The sequence below is a fragment of the Jatrophihabitans cynanchi genome, assembly GCF_027247405.1.
Taxonomy (GTDB): domain Bacteria; phylum Actinomycetota; class Actinomycetes; order Mycobacteriales; family Jatrophihabitantaceae; genus Jatrophihabitans_B; species Jatrophihabitans_B cynanchi.
On the sequence record NZ_CP097463.1, the window covers coordinates 446,422 to 466,057 of the forward strand.

The window sequence follows — 19,636 nt, forward strand, 5'->3', positions numbered from 1 at the left end:
CGGCGAGGTGCTCAGCGGCGGTCGACGTCGACGACGTCGACGCGGATTCCCTTACCGCCGACGCCGTGGACGACCTGGCGCAGCGCCTTGGCGGTACGCCCGTTACGGCCGATCACGCGGCCCAGGTCGTCCGGGTGCACGCGTACTTCCAGGCGCTGGCCACGGCGGTTGTCGACCAGGTCGACCTGCACGTCGTCCGGGTGGTCGACGATGCCGCGCACCAGATGCTCGAGGGCTTCCTCGAGCACGTCAGCTCGCCGCCTCGTCCGCCGGGGTCTCGGCGGCAGTCTCCGCAGGCGTCTCGGCCGGTGCGTCGGCGGCCGGTGCGTCGGCAGCGGCCGGCGGCTCGGCGGCCTTCGGTGCCCGCTTCTTCGGCGTGGTCGCGGCGACCTCGGGTTCACCACCGGCCTCGGCCAGGGCGGCGTCGAACAGGGCGCGCTTGTCCGCCTTCGGGGCAGCGAGCTTCATCGGCTCGGGAGCCGGCTCGCCCTTGAACTTCTGCCAGTCACCGGTGACCTTGAAGATCGCGGTGACCGCCTCGGTCGGCTGCGCGCCGACGCCGAGCCAGTAGGCGGCGCGCTCGCCGTCGACCTTGATGACCGACGGGTCGTTCTTGGGGTGGTACTCCCCGATCGTCTCGATGGAGCGGCCGTCCCGCTTGGTGCGGGCGTCCGCGACGACGATGCGGTAGTGCGGCTCGCGCATCTTTCCCAGACGCATGAGCTTGATCTTGGTTGCCACTGGTGTGGATTCTCCAGACTGTGTTCTTGGGCGGGCGCGCCGGCGGTCCGGGTGGGGTTCTCGGGTGCCGGGCGTCCAGGTGGACTGGCCGGAGGCGGGGAGAGGGTCCGCGCACCGACCGGTACTCAGCTCGCCATTCTGCCAGATCCCCGGGCGTGCGGCGTACGGCGTCCACCGGTGCCTCCGGGCCGCCCGAGCTGGTGAGTCCGTCCGGTAACCGCCTCGCTCGCCCCGCCGCCAGGCCGGGGCTTGGTTAGACTGCGGCGACTGCTCACCGTGCCGATGGTGCGGCCGCCACGAGTGCACCCGCCGATCCGCGAAGGAGCGCAGCGCCATGGCGCCAGCCGACCGCCCGGACGCCCACGAGGGGCGGCCCACCCTGGAGGTGGTGGCCGCGCACGCCGGTGTGTCCCGGGCGACCGCCAGCCGGGTGCTGCGCGGGGCGTCCAACGTCAGCGAGCAGGCGCGCGAGGCGGTGCTGCGAGCGGCCCAGGAGCTGTCCTACACGGTGAACCGCGCGGCGCGCTCGTTGGTCACCCGGCGCAGCGATTCGCTGGCGTTCGTGGTGGCCGAGGACGAGCAGCGCCTGTTCGGTGACCCGTACTTCGCCGGCATCCTGCGCGGCGCGCACGCGGCGACTGCCGAGGCCGGGCTGCAACTGCTGTTCGTGGTCGCCTCCAACGCCGGTGACCGTGCCCAGTTCGAGACGTACGCGCGCGGCGGCCACGTGGACGGGGCGCTGCTGGTGTCGCTGCACGGCGAGGACCGGTTGCCGTCCCGGCTCGAGGCGATGGGGGTGCCGACCGTCCTGAACGGCCGGCCGTTCCGGGACGACGGGTCGCTCTACAGCGTCGACTCGGACAACGTCGGCGGCGCGCGTGCCGCCACCGAACTCCTGATCGCCCGCGGGGCGCGGCGCATCGCGACGATCACCGGCCCGCTGGACATGACGGCCGGGCAGGACCGGCTGGCGGGGTACCAGCGCGCCCTCGCCGCGGCCGGGCTCGCCGCCCCGGCCTCGCTGGTGGCCGAGGGCGACTTCAGCCACGAGGGTGGCGCCCGCGCGATGGCCCGGCTGCTCGACACCGTGCCGGAACTCGACGCCGTCTTCGCGGCGTCCGACCTGACGGCGCACGGGGCGCTGCAGGTGTTGACCGAGCGGGGCCGCCGGGTTCCGGACGACGTGGCGGTGGTCGGGTTCGACGACGTCCGGCTGGCCGAGCTGGCGATCCCGCCGCTCACCACGATCCGCCAGCCCATCGAGGAGCTCGGCCGCCGGATGGCCGAGGTGCTGGTCGCCCGCATCAACGGCGGGCATCCGGACCTGGCCACCGTGCTGCCCACCGAGGTGGTCCGGCGGCGCTCCGCGTGAGCGGGTGACGTTAGGCGCTGAAAGCGCTCTCACAGTACGATCGGTCCCCATGTCGACCGCCGCCGTCCCATTCCCGCCGGGCTTCCTGTGGGGCACCGCCACCGCCGCCTACCAGATCGAGGGCGCCGTTCACGAGGACGGCCGCCGTGACAGCATCTGGGACACCTTCAGCCACACGCCGGGCAAGGTGACCGGTGGCGACACCGGCGATGTCGCGGTCGACCACTACCACCGGGTGGCCGAGGACGTCGCCTTGATGGCCGAGCTGAACCTCGCCGCCTACCGGTTCTCGATCGCCTGGCCGCGCATCGTGCCGGCCGGGTCGGGCGCGGTGAACCGGGCCGGACTGGACTTCTACTCGCGGCTGATCGACGAGCTGCTGGCCCGCGGGATCACGCCTGCGGCAACCCTGTACCACTGGGACCTGCCGCAGCCGCTGCAGGACGCAGGCGGCTGGCTCAACCGCGACACCGCGGCCCGCTTCGCCGAGTACGCCGCGGTCGTGGCGCAGGAACTCGGCGACCGGCTGCCGATGGTGACGACCCTCAACGAGCCGTGGTGCTCGGCGTTCCTCGGCTACGGCACCGGCGTGCACGCCCCGGGCATCACCGGGCTGGCGACCGCGCTCACCGCGGCGCACCACCTGAACCTGGCACACGGGCTGGGCGCGACCGCGCTGCGCGCGCACCTGCCGGCTGGGAGCAAGGTGGCGCTCACCCTCAACCTGGCCGCCGTGCACGCCGCGTCCGATGCCGAGGCGGACCGGCGGGCGGCGCGGCACGTCCAGGACGTCAGCAACCGGATCTTCCTGGACCCGGTGCTGCGCGGCCGCTACCCCGAGGCGCTGCTCGCGGACCTGCAGCACGTCACCGACTTCTCCTTCGTCCGGGACGGCGACCTCGCCGCGATCGGCGTCGGCACCGACGTGCTCGGCGTCAACTACTACAGCCCGACGCTCGTCGCGGCAGCGACGCCCGAGCTTGCTGCCCGGGCCGAGCGCGGCTTCATCAACGACCCGCAGAGCGCGTCCGGGCCGATGCCGTACCCGGGCACCGACCTCGCCTTCGCGCTGCCTCAGGCCGGCCCGTACACCGCGATGGGCTGGCGCGTCGAGCCGGCCGCGTTCACCGAGCTGCTGCTCTGGGTGCACCACGAGTACCCGGGCCTGGAGCTCATGGTCACCGAGAACGGCGCGGCGTACGACGACCGGCTCGGATCGGACGGGCGCGTGCGTGACGCGGACCGGATCGCGTATCTGGACGGGCATCTGCGCGCGGTGCACGCCGCGATCGAGGGCGGCGCGGACGTGCGCGGTTACTTCCTGTGGTCGCTCATGGACAACTTCGAGTGGGCCTGGGGATTCTCCAAGCGATTCGGCATCGTGCACGTGGACTTCGACACCCAGGTGCGCACGCCGAAGGACTCGGCGCACTGGTACCGCGACGTGATCGCGCGCAACGCGCTGGGCTGAGAGCTGGGTGGCCGCTGCGCGTCAGCTCGGGCACGCTCGGGTAGAAAAAGGTGTGGGCCTCCTCGAAGTATGAGTTCGAGGAGGCCCACGGACGGCCCACCAATGATGGGTGAACCTGCACCGGCCCTCCCCCGAACCACCACGTCATCACCCGCGGCTTGCCACCGGGTTTCCCCGGCAACCGATCCGGCTTCAGAGCCTGTGCCCGCCCGCCTTGCGGCTGGCGTAGGCATAGTTCTACAGGCCGCCGACACCGGTGCGCAATAGGCAGTTTCACGACCTCAAGCTGAGGGTTATTCCGCCTCATCCAGCTCTGGCGACAGGTCCCACCGGCGACGCACGACCGGCACCGGGACGCTCTCGCCGGCACCCTGCCGGTCCAGCGCGAACGCACGCAGCCGCAGCAGCCACACGCTCATCCGCACCGTGCCGAACAACTGCACCGCGACCGCGACGAGCACGGCGAACCGAAGCGTGTGGGCACTGGTGGAGCCCAGCGCGTCGAGCGCCCAGCCGATGCCGAGCGCGATGATCACCGTCGCGACGAACCCGCCGACGTTCACCACGCCGCTCGCGGTGCCGAGCGTGCGCGCGTGGTTGTAGTCGCGCGCGAGCGCGAACGCGGCCATCGACGCCGGGCCGCCGAGCGCCATGACCACGAACAGCACGAGCACGTATGCCCGCGGCGGATGATCGCCGAAAGCGGCGACGAGCAGCACCCAACCGGCGATCGTCACCGAGCAGATGCCGAGTGCGAGCGGCACCCGCAGGATCGGCCGGTGCCCGATCAGCCAGCCGATCAGCGGGCTGGCCAGCGCCGCGGCGATCACGCCGTACATGAGCACCGCTCCGCCACCGGCCGCGGAGAAGCCCGCCGCCTTGATCAGGTAAGTGTTGCCCCACAGCACGCCGAACGCGGTGGCCGAGGACATGCAGGCGAAGTGCACCCAGAAGCCCAGCCGGGTGCCGGGCAACGCCCACGCGGTGCGTACCCGCACGAGCACCGAACTCACCCCGTCGCGCACCTCGCGCACGCCGTGCAGTCGACGCGGTGGTGTCGCGGCGGGAAGCAGTAACCAGACGAAGGCGCCCGCGACCAGCGAGCCGACCGCCGCGACGCCGAAGCCGACGCCCCAGCCGACGTCGTGCAGCACCACCGCGAGCGGCAGCGTGGCCAGGATGTTGCCGATCGTGCCGGCCATCGACGTCAGCGCGACCACGACCGGGTAGCGGCGCGGCGAGAAGTGCGTCGCCGAGTACCGCAGCACGCTGATGAAGGTCATCGCGTCGCCGCAGCCCAGCGCGGTGCGCGCCAGCAGCGCCACCGGATAGGACGGCACGAGCGCGAACAGCAGCTGCGCCGAGCCCATCAGCATCGCCGCGATGACGAGCAGCCGACGCGGGCCGTAGCGGTCGACCAGGACCCCGGTCGGCACCTGCATCGCCGCGTACACGCCCAACTGCAGGAAGATGAACACGCTCAGCTGCGCCGGGGTGATGCCGAAGCGTTGCTCGGCGAGCAGGCCGGCCACGCCGAGCGACGTGCGGTGCAACACCGCCAGCACGTACACGCTGACCGCGAGCAGCCAGCCGGCCACCGCCGAAGGGGTCCGCCGGCTACCGAATCGGGGCAACGCGACGGCGCTCATGTCGAGCCCTGATTCTACGGGGCTGCCGGCACCGGTCCGGTCACGTCCTCAGCTGTCGCAGCCCATCCCTGCTGTGAACGACAGGTGCTTGCTCTTGTGATCCTGGTCGGTGAGGTTCGTGCCGGTGACGGTGGCGGCGAAGGGCTGGGCCGAGGTGACGGCAAGCGTGCCACCGCCCCCGTACATCCCGACAAGCCCACTGGTGTCCTCGCCGTAGCCGTCGCCGGAGTACATCCCGCCGAAGAAGCCGGTCATCGCCTTCAGCGCGTCGAGACCCGGCTTCACCGGTAGCACGGTGATCCCCTGGCCGCTGTCTTCGTCCATCACGAGCTTGTGCGTCCCCACCGTCGCCGGTCCGTTGACCATCACGATGAACGCGCCGGACGCGCTGCGGTACATGCCGATGTAGGTCAGCACCACGTCCGTCATGCTCGTGCCGTTCAGGTCCGGCCCGACGTGGCAGTAGAAGGTGAGCGCCTTGGCGGTCCCGGACGCGGTGAGGTCGCCGGACGACGTGATCGGCTGCTCGGCGTCGACGGTGACCGTGCCCGAGCAGGACGTGCCCGAGCCCGTCATCATCAACATCGCCGCCCGCTCGCCGTAGGTCATCGTGCCTACGTACAGCTGCGATCCCTTCTGCGGCTTGGCGAACAGCGAGATGGTCCACTGTCCCGCCTGCAGCGTGCTCAGCACCGCGGCACACGTGCGCCGTTGGAAGAAACTCACCTGCGAGCCCTTGACGGCCGCGTCGAGTTGGTCCAGACCGTACGCGTCAGGCACCGTGTCAGCGACGGTCGCGCTCTTCGCCGGGGCGGTTCGCGCGGCCGCGCCGGCCAGCGACCCGGTGAGGACCACGGCCGCACACGCCGCGAGGGCGATCGTTCGACGCACTCTGCTCATCGTCATCTCCTGCCGGCTCAGTCGAACGGGTCTTGGTAGATCGCCGTGCCCGGACAGCGCAGGTCTCCGTCGGCCGCCTCGACCGGGATCTCGGTGCCGTGGCTGAACAACGAGCCGAGCATGTTGCCGAGCACCCGGACGTCCTGCCCGCCGACGAGCCAGGAGGCGACGCCCACCTGCCGGATCCGGGTGCCCTCCTTGGCGTAGTTGCCGCCGGTCTGCAGGCCCTTGTCGATGGCATCCTGATCCAGTTCGACGACGACGCCGTACTTGCCGAAGGTGAACTTCTGCGGCTGGCTCACCTTCTCGTTGAGCAGGAAGTGGACCTTGACGATGTCGGTGCCGCTTCCCTTCGCCTTGACGCCCAGTAGCTTGCCGGTGGCCTCCAGCAGCGGCCCGGAGGTCCCGGTGATGGCGATGGTGCCCTGCCACGGGCCGCGCAGGCCCTTGCACGAATAGAGATCGGCCTTGAGCCCGATGGTGCCCTCGAAGATCACGTTCATCGAGCCGTCGCCGAGGATCCGGTACACGTTCGAACCGTGATACGTGACCGGGATGGTCACCACCACGCTGGGCAGGCTGAACTTCTTGATCATGTTCAGCAGGTTGTTCCACAGCACGCCTTCGATGACGTCCGGGACGCCCTCATAGCCCTTGAACAGCAGCGGGATCAGATCGGAGATGTGCGCCTCGAGCCAGTCCTTGTCCAATGACGCCTTGACCTGTTGCAGCGCGGTGGCGACGGTCTGGTCGTCGCCCTGCTTGGGCGGGTGCAGCTCGCGGCGCGGTGTCAGCTGCACGGTCGACAGGCCGGATTCGTCCAGTGCTACCGGGTGATCGAACTGCCTGTCGCCGACCGTCGCCGGCTTGAGCGCGACCCGGCCGTTCGGCAGGGTCCAGGTGATCTCGATGTCCTTGAGGTCCTTGTTGCCGGGCAGGCCGATGCCGGCGAGCGCGAAGCAGGGCCGGTACTCCTCCGGCACGGTCGCCTTGAAGTAGGCATGCGCCTGGACCTTCACGTCGTTGGCGTGCGCCGATTCGTCGTGCAGGAAGTGCGTCGTGCCCTTGCCGAGCGGGGCGACGTCGAAGCGCAGCGAGGTGACGAAGGCGATCGTCGACAGCACGTCGGTGAGCTTGTCGTAGTTCCCCCAGCCCTTCTCGAGCTTCTCGGCGGCCTCCTTGCCGATGGTCGCCTCGATGTCCTGCTTGAGGTACTCCTGCAAGGTGGCCTTGGCGTGTCCCTTCACCGCGCCGGGGACCTCACCGTCGAAGTCACCCGCGATGTCGGCGCAGGTGCCGAAGTCGACTGCGGCGAGCGAGTGGTGGTCGGTCGGCTTCGCGCCGGAGAGCACCGACGGCACCTGCTTCACGACCGGCTTGTCGGACGCCTCGCTGTCCGCGTGCGCCGCGAGCAGCAGCAGTTGCACGGGGTCGAAGCTGACGCGATCGGGCTCGGCGATCAGTTGGTTGTACGTGTCCAGCGGGAGTGACTCGGGCTTGTCGATCAGTGCGGCCGTCGTCTTGGCGTCGAGCACCTGCGCCGGATCGAGCAGCTGCCCGTGCCGCGCGGCGAGCGCGCGCTCCGCGGCCCCGGCGTAGCGGGTCACGGCGGGGTCTTTCACGCCCTTGCCCCAGGCGGCGAGACCTGCCACCAACTGGCGATCGGTGAGGGCGGCCTCCGGCGCGCCGACCGCCTGCAGCATCCCGCGCACCTGATCGAGGTCGTACCCGATGCCGGTACGTGCGAGCTGCGCCAGCGAGGGCAACAGTTCAACGCCGACCGGGGCGTTGGTGATCGTGATGGCGTCCGGCATGGCGACGGGCGGGCCACCCTTGCCGCTGACGATCGGCAGCCCGGCGCGGCGCAGCAGTTCGCCGGTCGCGGCGACCGCCGCCTTGGCATCGTCGCCGAACATCCGGTCCACGAGCGCGCTGGCCGCCTGCGCGGGATCGGCGGGCAGCCCTGCCGCCGCCTTCGTCAGCGCCGCTGCGTCCGGGATGTTCTTCGGGTCGTCGACGGCGCGTGCCGCCCGGCTCACGCCGGGCTGGGCAGACGTCCCGCCGCCGTCACGTGTCTTGTGCGGCCCCGGTTTCGAACCGCCGCCCGTGCACCCCACCACAGTGATCGCGGTGCATACCACCACAGCGACCGCATACGCGCGCCTTCGCATAGCCATCCCTCCCGGTTGGCTACCGATCATGGGCTACACAGGTACCGCCTGTCATCCCACAACTGCGCCACGAAGCACGATGCGGCGCGGCTGGTAGATCGCGGCGAGGTCGCGGCGTGGGTCGGTGTCGAAGACGCAGAAATCTGCCGGCCCGCCCTCGTCCAAACCGGGCAGGCCGAGCCATTCCCGGCCGCGCCACGACGCCTGGGCAATCACCTCGGGCTGCGGGATCCCGGCGCCGACCAGCGCCCGGATCTCCTCGCGGACCAGCCCGTGCGGCAGCGAGCCACCCGCGTCCGTCCCGGTATAGACGGGTATTCCTGCTTCGTACGCGGCGTGGATCCGCTCGCGCGAGGTGGCGAACAGCGCGCGCATGTGCGCCGCGTAGGTCGGGTACTTGGCGGCACCGGCGAGGGCGATCGACGGGAAGTTGTCGATGTTGATCAGGGTCGGGACGACTGCCGCGCCGCTCGCCGCGGCGGCGGCGATCAGGTCGTCGTCCAGTCCGGTGCCGTGCTCGATGGAGTCGACGCCCGCCGCGATCAGCCCCGGCAGGGCGTCCTCGCCGAAGACGTGGGCGGCGACGCGCGCGCCGAGTTCGTGCGCCTTGGCTATCGCCTCTTTGAGCACGTCGTCAGGCCACACGGGCGCCAGATCGCCGACGGAGCGGTCGATCCAGTCGGCAGCGAGCTTGACCCACCCGTCGCCGGCGGCGGCCTGCGTCGCGACCTCGGCGACCAGTCGGTCCGGCTCGACCTCGATGCCCAGGTCGCGGATGTAGCGGTGCGGCCGAGCGATGTGCCGCCCGGCGCGCACCAGCCGCGGCAGGTCCTCGCGCGCCTGCACCGACGTGTTGTCGACCGGTGATCCCGCGTCACGCAGCAGCAGCGCGCCGGCCTCACGGTTGAGCAGGGCCTGCGCGGCCTGATCGTCCGGATCGGGCACGTGACCGTGCAGGCCCAGCCCGATGTGGCAGTGTGCGTCCACGAAGCCGGGCAGGATCCAGCCGCCGTCGGCGACGGTGTCGGTCGCGCCGGCCGGACGGGTGAAGGTCAACCGTCCGTCGAGCACCCAGGCGTCGCGCTCGGCCTCGTCGGGCAGGAAGATCCCGCGCACATGCAGCATGCGCGCCAGATTACGGCCCGCTCTACAGGAAGTAGCCGTAGAGGTCCACGGTCAGTCCGGTGCGTCCGTGGCTGTTGAAGACGCCGAACCGGCGACCGGACAGCCCGATCACCGCCGAGTCGTCGGTGATCCGATGCCGACTGAAGGTGAGGCCGGCGGACAGCCGGTGTGGCCGTCGCGAACCGGCGAACGGCGCGAGGTAGCCGGTCGAGGTGGCGCTGGTGTCGGTGAGGCCGACGAACATCGCCCTGGCGCGCAGCGGCACTCCGTTCAGGCCGGCCCCGTAGTACGTGCTCGAGCGGCCGGACCGAAGGGTCGCCGGAGGCCGGCCGCCGATGCCGCGGGCGGTGTCGACGATGCGCGTCGGCGTGAGCACCGGATGGAACCGGTAACCGCGGCGTGGCGCGAAGTATCCGACGACCTGCACCCGCGCGTCGGCACGCGTGCCCGCGAACCGCAGGCACATCCGGTTCGCCGGGTTGAGCCGCACGATCGCCAGGACGGTACGGGCGGCGGAGTTCGACGTCAGCTGGTAGGTCGTGTTCGAGCAGGCGTTGCTCAGCCCGAAGTAGCCGTGCCCGGTGACGCCGAGCGCGGTCAGGTTCACGACGGCCGCGGTAGCGGCGGCCGGCAGGTGCGGGTTGATCGTGACCCGCGACCGGTTGCGCAGCGCCGCGTGGTGCCCGCCGACGCGGGTGCGGGTGTCCAGCACGGTACGCGGCGACACGGGCACGAACCCGGTGCTGCTGGTGGTGCGGAAGTAGCCGATCACGCTCGCCAGCACATTGACGTGCCCGCGGGCGTTGCGGATCGACACGGTGTGCCGACTGCGGTCCAGGCTGACGGTGACGAAAGCGGTGACACTCGGATCGGCGCGGCTCAGCCTCAGGTTGGTGGTGCCCGGCCAGCCGGTGCCGCCCTGGAACACGCCCAGACTGGTCGTGGCCGTCGGCGTCAGCGCGGTGACGTTGAGCGCGACGGCGGTCGCGGTGCTCGGCAGGTGGGCGACGCGGAGCGTGAGGACGCTGCCTGGGCCGAGCTTGCGATGGTGGCCGCCGAGCCGCGTGCGGGTGTCGAGCACCTTGCGCGGACTGAGCGCCACGTAGCCCGAGCCGGGCGGCGGTGCCACGCCGGCAGTGCTGCCCAGGGTGAGCCGGCCGTAGCCGAGGGCGCGACTCGGCGGCAGCAGCGGCTTGCCCGAGTTGGCCCGTTGCTGCAGGAACGTCTCGATCTGGGTGGCGTCCATCGACGGCCGCGCCGAGCGCACCAGCACCGCCGCGCCCGCGACGTGCGGGGCCGCAGCCGAGGTTCCGCAGAACGCTGGGTTCTCCGGGCTGCTGAACGCGGGCAGGTTCGAGCGCACGCAGTCCCAGCCGGTGATGTCCGGCTTGGTGCGGCCGTCGATCGTCGGGCCGCGCGAGCTGAACGCCTCCAGTGCACTGCGCGTGACGTCGGCAGCGCCGACCGCGAAGGCGTACGGCGAGTTGGCCGGCTCGGTGACGCTGCCGGCGGCCGCCTGGCTGCTGTGCCAGGACGCGAGATAGGACGGGTCGGACACCTCGCCCCAGTACGACAGGTCGTAGGCGACCGACGGATAGGCCGCGCTGATCTTGATCGCGACGTCGACCCGCAGGAAGTAGCCCGGGTTGTCGACGGTCAGGCCGAGGGCGGGCACCCGTCCGGCCCGGTGCCGCACCGACTGGCTGGTCAGCAGCGTGCAGTCGTCGAAGTTGTCATCGGTGCAGGCGGATTCGTACGCGACCAGGGTGATACCGGTGTCCGCCGAGACCGGCCACTGGTCCCACTTCAGCACGACCTCGGCCGAGCCGTAGTTCGGTGGCATGAACATGGAGTCGACCTCGGGGCAGGTCCGGCCCGAGCAGCCGATGTCGACGTGCCCGTCGCGGTCGGAGTCGGTGAGCCGGCCGGACCAGTGTTCCCTGGCGTTGTTCCCCGCCGACTGGATCCACAGCACCCCGGCGAGCCGGGCGGAGCGAACCGCACCGCTCGCGGTCGCCGAGCCGCCGGAGCCGTCGCCACGGCCGTCGGCGGGGAAACCCAGCGAGCTCGACGCGATCATGATCTTGCGCTTGACGATGTCCCGCGCGGCCGCCACGAACGCGACGGTGTCCTGCACGCAGTACAGGTAGATGCTGGCGGCGGGCGCCATCTGGTGCACGATCTCGGCGACCGCCGTGCCGTGCTGCGAGTTCGCGCCGGAGGTACCCGCACCTGGGCAGTTGCCGGCGTTGTAGCCGGCGTAGGTGATGTGACCGGCCGCCTTCTCGGCGGCGAGGTTCGCGAACCCCGCGTCGACGATGGCGACGGCGGTGTGCGCACCCTTGTCACCGGCGGCCTGCCAGGTGCCCGCGCCGGACTTGGCCACGCCCTGGGATGTGCTGTCCTGGACGTAGGCGCGCACCGGCGGCTCGACGGCGCCGACGCCGGGCGCCGAGCCGAGCGCGCCGATCGCTGCCGGCGGCACCTCGACCGAGTTGCTCCGGCCGGCGCTGACCAGCACGCGTCCGCCCAGCTTCGCGGCCTGCGTCCGGACCGTGGCCGGGTCGCCGGTGACCGTGAGCAGCACCTGGCCGTTCGCCTCGGCGGGTACCTGGACGCTCTGGGGGTCGACGTTCGCGGGCAGCGCCCGGGACTGCGGCGTGACCGCCGGCTTCACCTGGGGCGCGACCGCGGTCGCGGCCGGCGGCCTGGCCGGCACCGAGCGCAGCGTCGCGGCGGCCGGCCCTGCGCCACGCACGGCGGCCCCCGAACCAGCCGAGGGCGCCGTGCCGGAAGGCTTCGCCGGGCTCGACGGGTTCGCCGGGGCGGCGACCGCGGGCACGCTCAGCACCGAACCGACCAGCGCCGAGCCGACCAGCGCGATGATGGCCACGATCGTGCCCGTTCGGCGCATCAATCCTCCGCGGTGGGCGCAGTCCGCGCGGACTCCGCATGCTCGGCAGCCCATGCCGCGGCGATCACGTCCCGGGTGTCCGCGAGCAGTTGCGGAAGCACCCGGGTGTGGCCGACCACGGGCATGAAGTTGGTGTCGCCACCCCATCGCGGCACCACGTGCTGGTGCAGGTGCGCCGCGATCCCGGCTCCGGCAACGGCCCCCTGGTTGAGGCCGATGTTGAAACCGTGAGGTGTCATGGCGGTGCGCAGGGCGCGCATCGACCGTTGGGTGAAATCGGCAAGTTCGGCCGATTCCTGAGCGGTCAGCCGGTCGTAATCCGCGACATGCCGGTACGGGACGGTCATCAGGTGCCCGGCGTTGTACGGGTACAGGTTGAGCACCGAGTAGACCAGCTCACCGCGCGCGATGATCAGCCCGGCCTCGTCCGAGCGGGTCGGCGCGAAGCAGAACGGGCACTCGGTCCCGGCCTGGTCGTGGCCGGGCTTGTTCTCGCCCTTGATGTAGACCAGCCGGTGTGGCGTCCAGAGCCGCCCGAACGAGTCCGCCTCGCCTGCCAGTTCGGCGGCGTCCTCGGCTCCGCCGTCCGAGGTCACGAGAAGGTGCCCGCCGTCGGCGACTCGTTGCTGCGGCTCGCCGCCGCCGCGACGATCTCCTCGATCGCCTGCTCGATCGCGATCGCGTTGCGCTGCGATCCGTCGCGGTAGCGGAACGACACGGCGCCCGCTTCGACGTCCTGCGCGCCCGCGAGCAGCATGAACGGCACCTTCGCCTTCTGCGCGGTGCGGATCTTCTTCTGCATGCGGTCATCCGACGTGTCGACCTCGACCCGGATGCCCTTCGTGCGCAGCCGTTTCTCGATGTCGCCCAGGTACTCGTCCTGCTCGGAACTGATCGGGATGGCGATCACCTGAACCGGCGAGAGCCAGGTCGGGAAGGCACCGGCGTAGTGCTCGGTGAGCACGCCGATGAACCGCTCGATCGAGCCGAACTTCGCCGAGTGGATCATCACCGGCTGCTTGCGGGTGCCGTCGGCCGCCTGGTACTCGAGCTGGAATCCCTTGGGCTGGTTGAAGTCGTACTGGATCGTGGACATCTGCCAGGTGCGCCCGATGGCGTCACGGCACTGGACGGAGATCTTCGGGCCGTAGTACGCAGCGCCGCCGGGGTCGGGAACCAGGTCCAGGCCGGAGGCGACAGCGACGTCCTCGAGCACCTTGGTGGCGACCGCCCAGTCCTCGTCGCTGCCGACGAACTTGTCCGGGTGCGAGTCGTCGCGGGTGGACAGCTCGAGGTAGTAGTCGGCCAGGCCGAAGTCGCGGAACAGGCCGAGGCAGAACTGCAGCAGGTGCTCGATCTCAGCCGGCGCCTGCTCCGGGGTCACATACGAGTGCGAGTCGTCCTGGGCGAAGCCGCGGACTCGCGTCAGCCCGTGGATCACACCGGACTTCTCGTTGCGGTACACGTGCCCGAACTCGAACAGGCGCAGCGGCAACTCGCGGTACGAGCGCCCGCGCGAGCGGAAGATCAGGTTGTGCATCGGGCAGTTCATCGCCTTGAGGTAGTAGTTCGCGCCCTCCATCTCCATGGGCGGGAACATGCCTTCGGCGTAGTACGGCAGGTGGCCGGACAGCTCGAACACGTGCTGCTTGGTGATGTGTGGCGTGCCGACGTACTCGAAACCCTCCTCCATGTGCCGCTGGCGGACGTAGTCCTCCATCACCCGCTTGATGACGCCGCCCTTGGGATGAAAGACCGGAAGCCCCGAGCCGATCTCGTCCGGGAAGCTGAACAGGTCCAGTTCGGCGCCGAGCTTGCGGTGATCGCGCTTGGCCGCCTCCTCCAGCCGGTGCAGGTGGGCCTTGAGGTCGTCCCGAGTGGCCCACGCGGTGCCGTAGATGCGCTGCAACTGCGGGTTCTTCTCGCTGCCGCGCCAGTACGCGGCGGCCGAGCGCATCAGCTTGAACGCCGGGATGCGCCGGGTGGTCGGCAGGTGCGGCCCGCGGCACAGGTCGGTCCAGACCCGCTCACCGGTCTTGGCGTCCAGGTTGTCGTACATGGTGAGGCCTCCGGCGCCCACCTCGACCGACGCGCCCTCGGCCGCACCGTCGAGGTCGCCGCTCGCGGTGGACTTCAGGCCGATCAGCTCGATCTTGAACTTCTCGTACCTGAGCTCCTCGCGCGCCTCGTCGTCGTCGATCGGACGGCGCGCGAACCGCTGGCCGGCCTTGATGATCTCGCTCATCTTCTTCTCGATGGCGGCCAGGTCGTCCGGGGTGAACGGGCGCGAGGGCAGGAAGTCGTAGTAGAAGCCGTCCTGGATCGGCGGGCCGATGCCGAGCAGGGTGCCGGGAAACAGGTCCTGCACCGCCTGGGCGAGCACGTGCGCGGTGGAGTGCCGCAGCACGGCGAGGCCGTCCGGGGACGCGGCGGTGACGACCTCGACGTCGGCGTCGGTCTCCGGTGCCCACGCCAGGTCCTTCAGGGTGCCGTCGGAGGCGCGGACGACGAGCGCACCGGCGGGGCCGTTGACGTCGATCCCGGCCGCGCGCAGCGCGTCGTCGGCCGTCGTGCCGGCCGCGACCCGGACGGTGGCGGCGGACGGTTGCGGCGCGGCGCTGGCGGACACGGAATGCTCCTTCGCTGGCTCGGCCGCGCGAGGATGAACCGGTCCGGGCGGGGTGCTCGAGCCGACGCGGCTGATGCAAGGAATGCTAGTGCGGTGCCCGTACCCGCCCGACCGCATATCCGCCGGCGCCTGGCTGCGGTGATCATTGCGGTGCTCGTCGCCGGGCCGGCCGCGGTGGCAGGGTGCACCACCGGAGCCGACGCGCAGCACGCCGCGACCCGGCCGCCATCGTCCCGAGCCGTGCAGCCGACGCATGCGCCGGCTCCCCTTGCGACCGCGACTTCGCCTGCCACCGCGGCCGCGCCAGCTCCGGGGCCGTTCACGATCTCCTTCGCCGGTGACGTCAACTTCGCCGAGCGGACGGCCGACCGGCTGCGCGCGGACCCGGCGACCGTGTTCGGCCAGGCCGCCGCCGGGTTGCGCGCCGCGGACCTGACGATGGTCAACCTGGAGACGGCCGTCACCACCGGCGGCCAGGCACAGAACAAGGCGTTCACCTTCCGCGCGCCGCCGTCGGCGCTCATCGCGTTGCGGGACGCCGGGATCGACGTCGCGACGATGGCGAACAACCACGGCGCCGACTACGGCGCCGCCGGGCTGCGTGACTCGCTCGCGGCGATCAGGGCCACCGGCTTCCCCGTCATCGGGATCGGCCGGAACGACGCCGCGGCGTTCGCCCCGTACCGCATCACGCTCAACGGCACCAAGGTCGCGATCTTCGCCGCCGACCAGGTGCAGGACGAGACGACGCTGCGCCTGTTCAGTGCCGGCCCGACCAGCGCGGGGGTCGCGAACGCGTGGAGCGACCGGCTGGTGCGCAATGTGCGTGCCGCGCACCGGGCCGGGTACGTGGTCGTCGTGTACCTGCACTGGGGCACGGAGTTCCACACCTGCCCGAACGGGGACCAGACCGGGCTCGCCGGTGCGCTGGCGGCGGCGGGTGCAGCGGCCGTCATCGGCACGCACGCGCACGTGCTGCAGGGGGCCGGCTGGCGCGCTGACGGCACGTACGTCGCATACGGCCTGGGCAACTACCTGTGGTGGCGCTCGTTCCGCAACAACCAGGACGACAACGGCGTGCTGACGCTGACCTTCCGCGGCGGCAAGGTCGTCGCCGATCGATTCGCCCCGTCCCGGCTCGACGACCGCGGCGTGCCGGTCCCGGCGACCGGAGCCGAACGAGCCCGCATCACGGCCGAGTGGACGGCCGACCGCGCCTGCACCGACCTGACCGCAACCCCGCCGAAGTAGAGCGAAGGAGACAGCACAGTGGCGTTCCTGTACGAGTTCGAGGGCGTCAGCCCGACCATCGCCGCCGACGCCTTCGTCGCGCCGACCGCGACCGTGATCGGTGACGTGACGATCGAGGCCGGGGCATCGATCTGGTACGGCGCCGTGCTGCGCGGCGACGACGGACCGATCGTGATCCGGGCCAACGCCAACGTGCAGGACGGCTCGGTGCTGCACTGCCCGCCGGGGGTCACCACCGAGATCGGGCCGGGTGCGACGGTCGCGCACCAGTGCATCGTCCACGGCGCGGTGCTCGAGGAGGAGGCGCTGGTCGGGAACGGGTCGGTGATCCTGGACGGGGCCCGGATCGGTACTCGTTCGCTGGTCGCTGCCCTCTCGCTCGTGCAGCCCGGGGTGAGCATCCCGCCCGGCGTCCTCGCGGCAGGAGTCCCTGCGGTCGTCAAGCGGGAGCTGGCCGGCACCCCGGCCGAGATGTGGATCAAGCTGAACCCCAAGCACTACCCCGCACTCGCCAAGCGGCACATCGCGGGCATCAAGGCCATCACCGAGTAGCCGCCCAGGCTCTAAGCTGTCGCGCATGACCGGGCCCACGACTCCCCCAGCTCCCGCCAACTGGTACGCCGACCCGCTCGGCCGGCACGAGTTGCGCTACTTCGACGGCACGAACTGGACCGAGCACGTCTCCTCGCACGGTCGCACCTCGGTCGACCCGCCGGTCGGCGGCGGCCACGTGCCGACGGTGCAGCGCGACACGAGCAAGGTCGTCGGGGACGTCGGCCGCGCGGGCACCGCCGGGGTCGCCGCGTTCCAGGGCACCGGCTCGATCTTCACCGAGCCGATCCTGGTGGTGAACCAGAAGGCCAAGCTGATCGAGGTCAACAACGAGTACGCGGTGTACGACCAGCAGGGCCAGCAGCTCGCTGCCGTGCGCGAGGTGGGGCAGAGCAACGTCAAGAAGGCCATGCGGGTGCTGACCTCGCTGGACCAGTACATGACGCATTCGCTGCAGGTCGTCGACATGCAGGGCAACGTGCTGCTCGGCCTGACCCGCCCGGCGAAGCTGGTGAAGTCCCGGGTGATCATCGCCGACCCCACCGGCCGGGAGATCGGCCAGATCGTGCAGCAGAACGCGATCGGCAAGATCCGTTTCGCGATCGAGGCCGGCGGTTACACGCTGGGCTCGATCAACGGCGAGAACTGGCGGGCCTGGAACTTCAACATCCGCGACCACACCGACACCGAGGTCGCCCGGATCACCAAGACGTGGGAGGGCCTGGCCAAGACCATGTTCACCACGGCCGACAACTACGTCGTGCAGATCCACCGGCCGCTGCAGGACCCGCTGCGGCTGATGGTGGTCGCCGCGGCGCTATGCGTCGACACCGCCCTGAAGCAGGACTCGCGCGGCTTCGGCTGAGCCGGCTGTCATCAATGGACGCCGTTCGGCGCGGCTGCCCAGGGCGGCCGGCCGGCCGCGGCCTGCCTCAGTCGGCGAGCAGCCGTTCGGTCGCCGTGTCGGGTTGCCCCGCGAAGTAGCGCTCCAGCACCTGCTGGAACACCGGCTCGTCCGGGTCGGCGCGGTGGAACAGCGTCATCGACGAGCGCAGCTTCACCGCGTCGATGCCGCCGAAGATCTGCTCGGCACTGCCCGCCCCGGCGGCCAGCACGGCCGCGGCGCACTCGCGCAGCCGCGGACCGAGGACCTCGTGCGTGAGGTAGGCCCGCGCCTCGGCGAGCGAGCCGATCGCGTAGTGCTGCGACGTCGCGCTCGAGCCCAGGCCCGCGTACTGCGGGAACACGAACCACATCCAGTGACTGCTCTTGCGGCCGCGGCGCAGTTCGGCCAGCGCGCGCTCGTAGGTACCGCCGGCATCCTGTGCCGCGACGAACCGGTTCAGATCGAACGGATCGCTCACGCTTCCACCGCTGTCCCACCGCTCTCCCACCGGGCGACGTCCTCGGGGGTGTCCAGATCGTCCGCGCGCCCGGGTACGGCGGTCTCGTCGACGAGGTCCGGGCGCGCGGCCAGCAGCGCCCGCGCGCCCTCGTCCGGCGCCGCGAGCGTCAGCGCCTCGCGCCACAGTTCGGCAGACATGACGGTCGGGTGCCCGCGCCGGCCGGCGTAGCAGCCCACCGCGATTCGCCCCGGCGTCCAGGCGCGCACCACCGCACGCACCGCGTCGGCGCCGATACCGGGCGTGTCGACGAGCAGCACGGCGACCGCATCGGCCGCGCCGGCCGCGTCCACCCCGAGTTCCAGCGAGGACCGCATCCCCCGTTCCGGCTCGGGGTTGACCACGCCCCGCGCCGGCTCGGGAACTCGTGCCCCGGCGCGCACCACGGCCACGATCGGCGCGCAGCCGCCGTCGGCCAGGGCCCGGACGGCACGCTCGAGCAGCGCAGCCCCGCCGACCACCAGCGCCGCCTTGGGAACGCCCATCCGGCTGCCCGACCCGGCGGCCAGCACGACACCCGCGACGCGCGACATGGCCCGAGACTATGCGCGGCGCGCGGAAAACAGCCATGCTCGGGGTATGCAGCCACGCACCTTCACCGGACCGTCCGACGTAGCAGACGCCCTCGACGCCGCCGGTTACCTGCCGGACACCGGCGTGGCCACCGCGGCCTACCTGGCGATCGCGATGGGCCGGCCGCTGTTCCTCGAGGGCGACCCGGGGGTCGGCAAGACGGCGCTGGCGCAGGCACTCGCCGAGATCACCGACGCCCGGCTCGTCCGGCTGCAGTGCTACGAGGGCATCGACGCCAGCCAGGCCCTCTACGACTGGGACTTCCCGCGGCAGATCCTGCACCTGCGGGCCGTGGAGGCGGCGAACACCAGCGACCTCGAGGCCAGCCTGTACCAGCGCCGCTTCCTGATCGCCCGGCCGATCCTGCAGGCGCTCGAGCACAGCCCGTCCGTGCTGCTCATCGACGAGATCGACCGCGCCGACGACGAGTTCGAGGCGTTCCTGCTGGAGGTGCTGGCCGAGAACGCGGTGAGCATCCCCGAGCTCGGGACGATCCGCGCCGAGACTCCCCCGCTCGTCGTGCTCACCTCGAACCGCACCCGCGAGGTGCACGACGCGCTCAAGCGGCGCTGCCTCTACCACTGGGTCGATCACCCGGACTTCGCCCGGGAGGTCGAGATCGTCCAGCGGCACGTTCCGGACGCCGCCGACAAGCTGACCCGCGATGTCGCTGCCGTGGTCGGCCGGCTGCGCGAGGCGGACCTGCTCAAGCCGCCCGGCATCGCCGAGTCGATCGACTGGACGCGGGCGCTGCACGTCCTCGGCGCGCGCGCCCTCACCCGTGACATCGCCGCCGCCAGCCTCGGTGCCGCGATCAAGTACCGCGAGGACCAGGTGCGCGTGGAGCGCGACCTGCTGCCTGACCTGCTGGAACGGCTCGGCTGA

At 71.3% G+C, this 19,636-nt stretch carries 17 protein-coding genes; 6 read left to right on the plus strand and 11 right to left on the minus strand.

Translation table 11 applies throughout. The features are described from left to right. Positions 1 to 11: 11 nt before the first annotated feature. Together M6B22_RS02170 and rpsP are read right to left on the minus strand one after the other, a co-directional pair. Entirely contained in the window at positions 12 to 248 is a 237-nt protein-coding gene (locus M6B22_RS02170; RefSeq protein ID WP_269444132.1) for an RNA-binding protein, read from the minus strand. A gap of 1 nt (position 249) precedes the next feature. Next, positions 250 to 741, minus strand: a complete 492-nt coding sequence (gene rpsP, locus M6B22_RS02175; protein WP_269444133.1) for a 30S ribosomal protein S16 — start codon at positions 739 to 741, stop codon at positions 250 to 252. A gap of 334 nt (positions 742 to 1,075) precedes the next feature. On the opposite strand from rpsP, the gene M6B22_RS02180 reads away from it, so the two are divergent. Further along, positions 1,076 to 2,113 carry a LacI family DNA-binding transcriptional regulator gene (locus M6B22_RS02180; RefSeq protein WP_269444134.1) on the plus strand — a complete coding sequence of 346 codons (1,038 nt, stop codon included), beginning with the start codon at positions 1,076 to 1,078 and terminating at the stop codon, positions 2,111 to 2,113. A 49-nt stretch (positions 2,114 to 2,162) separates the two neighbouring features. Further along, the gene (locus tag M6B22_RS02185; protein WP_269444135.1) at positions 2,163 to 3,584 is read left to right on the plus strand and encodes a glycoside hydrolase family 1 protein; all 1,422 of its coding nucleotides are present in this window, start codon (positions 2,163 to 2,165) and stop codon (positions 3,582 to 3,584) included. 293 nt (positions 3,585 to 3,877) lie between these two features. On the opposite strand, the gene M6B22_RS02190 is transcribed toward M6B22_RS02185, so the two are convergent. The 7 genes from M6B22_RS02190 to thrS form a co-directional block, all read right to left on the minus strand. Next, a complete protein-coding gene (locus M6B22_RS02190) occupies positions 3,878 to 5,233 on the minus strand; it encodes an MFS transporter (protein WP_269444136.1) in 1,356 nt (451 codons plus the stop codon). 48 nt (positions 5,234 to 5,281) lie between these two features. Continuing rightward, on the minus strand, positions 5,282 to 6,133 hold the full coding sequence (locus M6B22_RS02195; protein WP_269444137.1) for a hypothetical protein: 852 nt from the start codon (positions 6,131 to 6,133) through the stop codon (positions 5,282 to 5,284). A gap of 17 nt (positions 6,134 to 6,150) precedes the next feature. After that, positions 6,151 to 8,172, minus strand: coding sequence for a hypothetical protein (locus M6B22_RS02200; RefSeq protein WP_269444138.1), 2,022 nt, complete (start codon positions 8,170 to 8,172; stop codon positions 6,151 to 6,153). 183 nt (positions 8,173 to 8,355) lie between these two features. Beyond that, complete coding sequence (locus M6B22_RS02205) at positions 8,356 to 9,429, minus strand: amidohydrolase family protein (RefSeq protein ID WP_269444139.1); 1,074 nt, start codon at positions 9,427 to 9,429, stop codon at positions 8,356 to 8,358. Positions 9,430 to 9,451: 22 nt separating this feature from the next. Next, positions 9,452 to 12,343, minus strand: a complete 2,892-nt coding sequence (locus tag M6B22_RS02210; RefSeq protein ID WP_269444140.1) for a S8 family serine peptidase — start codon at positions 12,341 to 12,343, stop codon at positions 9,452 to 9,454. After that, positions 12,343 to 12,939, minus strand: coding sequence for an HIT family protein (locus M6B22_RS02215; RefSeq protein ID WP_269444141.1), 597 nt, complete (start codon positions 12,937 to 12,939; stop codon positions 12,343 to 12,345). Before M6B22_RS02215 ends, M6B22_RS02210 begins: the two co-directional genes overlap by 1 nt. After that, positions 12,936 to 15,089: a threonine--tRNA ligase gene (gene thrS, locus M6B22_RS02220; RefSeq protein ID WP_407935587.1), complete on the minus strand. Its 2,154-nt coding sequence runs from the start codon at positions 15,087 to 15,089 to the stop codon at positions 12,936 to 12,938. Before thrS ends, M6B22_RS02215 begins: the two co-directional genes overlap by 4 nt. A 21-nt stretch (positions 15,090 to 15,110) precedes the next feature. Here thrS and M6B22_RS02225 point away from each other — a divergent pair, with 21 nt between their 5' ends. Genes M6B22_RS02225 through M6B22_RS02235 form a run of 3 tightly spaced genes read left to right on the plus strand, consistent with a single transcriptional unit; the run spans position 15,111 to position 17,640 of the window. Continuing rightward, the gene (locus M6B22_RS02225) at positions 15,111 to 16,223 is read left to right on the plus strand and encodes a CapA family protein (protein ID WP_269444143.1); all 1,113 of its coding nucleotides are present in this window, start codon (positions 15,111 to 15,113) and stop codon (positions 16,221 to 16,223) included. Positions 16,224 to 16,241: 18 nt separating this feature from the next. After that, positions 16,242 to 16,775: a gamma carbonic anhydrase family protein gene (locus tag M6B22_RS02230; RefSeq protein WP_269444144.1), complete on the plus strand. Its 534-nt coding sequence runs from the start codon at positions 16,242 to 16,244 to the stop codon at positions 16,773 to 16,775. 25 nt (positions 16,776 to 16,800) lie between these two features. Continuing rightward, the gene (locus M6B22_RS02235) at positions 16,801 to 17,640 is read left to right on the plus strand and encodes a phospholipid scramblase-related protein (protein WP_269444145.1); all 840 of its coding nucleotides are present in this window, start codon (positions 16,801 to 16,803) and stop codon (positions 17,638 to 17,640) included. A gap of 67 nt (positions 17,641 to 17,707) precedes the next feature. On the opposite strand, the gene M6B22_RS02240 is transcribed toward M6B22_RS02235, so the two are convergent. Both M6B22_RS02240 and M6B22_RS02245 read right to left on the minus strand, forming a co-directional pair. Beyond that, complete coding sequence (locus M6B22_RS02240) at positions 17,708 to 18,139, minus strand: DUF1810 domain-containing protein (RefSeq protein ID WP_269444146.1); 432 nt, start codon at positions 18,137 to 18,139, stop codon at positions 17,708 to 17,710. Beyond that, positions 18,136 to 18,711 (minus strand): nucleotidyltransferase family protein, encoded by a 576-nt coding sequence (locus M6B22_RS02245; protein ID WP_269444147.1) that lies wholly within the window; start codon positions 18,709 to 18,711, stop codon positions 18,136 to 18,138. Before M6B22_RS02245 ends, M6B22_RS02240 begins: the two co-directional genes overlap by 4 nt. Before the next feature lie 46 nt (positions 18,712 to 18,757). Here M6B22_RS02245 and M6B22_RS02250 point away from each other — a divergent pair, with 46 nt between their 5' ends. Continuing rightward, complete coding sequence (locus tag M6B22_RS02250) at positions 18,758 to 19,636, plus strand: AAA family ATPase (protein WP_269444148.1); 879 nt, start codon at positions 18,758 to 18,760, stop codon at positions 19,634 to 19,636.

Bases quoted from the DNA above. Each gene is read 5' to 3' on its own strand.
- thrS (WP_407935587.1), bottom strand. From the start codon at position 15,089: ATGCGGTCGGGCGGGTACGGGCACCGCACTAGCATTCCTTGCATCAGC.
- M6B22_RS02185 (WP_269444135.1), top strand. From the start codon at position 2,163: ATGTCGACCGCCGCCGTCCCATTCCCGCCGGGCTTCCTGTGGGGCACC.
- M6B22_RS02250 (WP_269444148.1), top strand. From the start codon at position 18,758: ATGCAGCCACGCACCTTCACCGGACCGTCCGACGTAGCAGACGCCCTC.
- M6B22_RS02210 (WP_269444140.1), bottom strand. From the start codon at position 12,343: ATGCGCCGAACGGGCACGATCGTGGCCATCATCGCGCTGGTCGGCTCG.
- M6B22_RS02190 (WP_269444136.1), bottom strand. From the start codon at position 5,233: ATGAGCGCCGTCGCGTTGCCCCGATTCGGTAGCCGGCGGACCCCTTCG.
- M6B22_RS02195 (WP_269444137.1), bottom strand. From the start codon at position 6,133: ATGAGCAGAGTGCGTCGAACGATCGCCCTCGCGGCGTGTGCGGCCGTG.
- M6B22_RS02205 (WP_269444139.1), bottom strand. From the start codon at position 9,429: ATGCTGCATGTGCGCGGGATCTTCCTGCCCGACGAGGCCGAGCGCGAC.
- M6B22_RS02180 (WP_269444134.1), top strand. From the start codon at position 1,076: ATGGCGCCAGCCGACCGCCCGGACGCCCACGAGGGGCGGCCCACCCTG.
- M6B22_RS02235 (WP_269444145.1), top strand. From the start codon at position 16,801: ATGACCGGGCCCACGACTCCCCCAGCTCCCGCCAACTGGTACGCCGAC.
- M6B22_RS02245 (WP_269444147.1), bottom strand. From the start codon at position 18,711: ATGTCGCGCGTCGCGGGTGTCGTGCTGGCCGCCGGGTCGGGCAGCCGG.